This window comes from Oleiphilus sp. HI0066 (assembly GCF_001635725.1).
In genome coordinates this window covers 1-1144 of sequence record NZ_LWFH01000399.1, presented here as the reverse complement: position 1 = coordinate 1144, position 1144 = coordinate 1, and the positions used below count along the sequence as shown (strand labels likewise).

Annotated in this window: 1 protein-coding gene and 1 pseudogene; one reads left to right on the top strand and one right to left on the bottom strand. The window is 45.0% G+C overall.

The features are described 5' to 3' along the window. Positions 1-394: pseudogene (locus A3738_RS05405) on the bottom strand (hypothetical protein); the annotation flags it as partial. Positions 395-495: 101 nt separating this feature from the next. On the opposite strand from A3738_RS05405, the gene A3738_RS05400 reads away from it, so the two are divergent. Next, positions 496-1144: OB-fold nucleic acid binding domain-containing protein (locus A3738_RS05400; protein ID WP_231876542.1), on the top strand; the 649-nt coding region annotated here is incomplete at its 3' end.

Sequence of the window (1144 nt, the reverse complement as noted above, 5' to 3'; positions counted from 1 at the left end):
TACCGTTGGCAGGACTCAACTCATCGACCACAGAGTCATCATCCTGAGCATAGACACTCGTACTTGAGACAAAAAAGAGGTGTGGCGGAGTCTTTAAACTTTTAAATTTCGTTATGCAGTGAGTAAGGGCATTGTAGAAAACGCGTCGGTACGCTTCCGCTCCCCGACCGCCGGGCGTGACACAAAACAAAATCGCATTATAGTTATCAGGTACATTCGTCCACGTACTTGCCTCACTAATATCTCCCAAAAACATATGCTCTACACACGCAAATTGGTCTGGAGCATCAATAGACGAGCGCTTTAGTACATCGATACATCGCTCCGACTCAAACCCCAAAGCGACTTTACTAGCGATCTGTCCAAATCCAACAAATAAACTTTTGTGCTGCATACCCACCCTTTTATCTACTGCATTCCATATGAAAACCCTCTAACATTACTAGAAATGTGCGACCAACAATACTCATACGCTTCAAGCAAATAAATTCAATAATGGCTAGCCTCAACGAAGTTCCACTTACCCAACTCAAAGGTGTTGGAGAAAAATTCGCTCTAACGCTTAGTAAGCTTGATTTACATAGCGTGCAGGATCTTATATTCCACCTCCCTTTTCGTTACGAGGATAGAACGCGCATTGTACCTTTGTCACAAATACGTGTAGGCCAACATGTACTGTTTGAAGCAGAAGTAAAAGGCAGTCGCGTGGTTATCGGACGACGCAAAAGTTTGGAAGTACACGTCAGAGATAGTTCTGGGCAAGTTGCGCTGCGTTTCTACCACTTCAGTGCTGCTCAAGCGAAACAATTAAGCAATGGCTCACGAGTGCGTTGCTATGGCGAAGCTCGCTTAGGACAAACAGGCTTAGAGTTTTATCATCCGGAATATCAAGTTTTAAAACCTGGTGATAAACACTCTCCTCCAGAAAAGCTCACGCCTATCTATACGCTCACTGAAGGTGTGCAACAACCTCGTTTACGTAAGCTATGCGCTAGCGCTTTAGGCTATCTAGACAGACACCAAGTAACCGAACTTATTCCTGGCTCGATCTTAAAAGATCTGCAACTCCCAAGCCTTCAAGAAGCCGTTCGTTACCTTCATGCGCCACCAACGGATGCTGATCAACATGCCTTGCTAGAAGGCG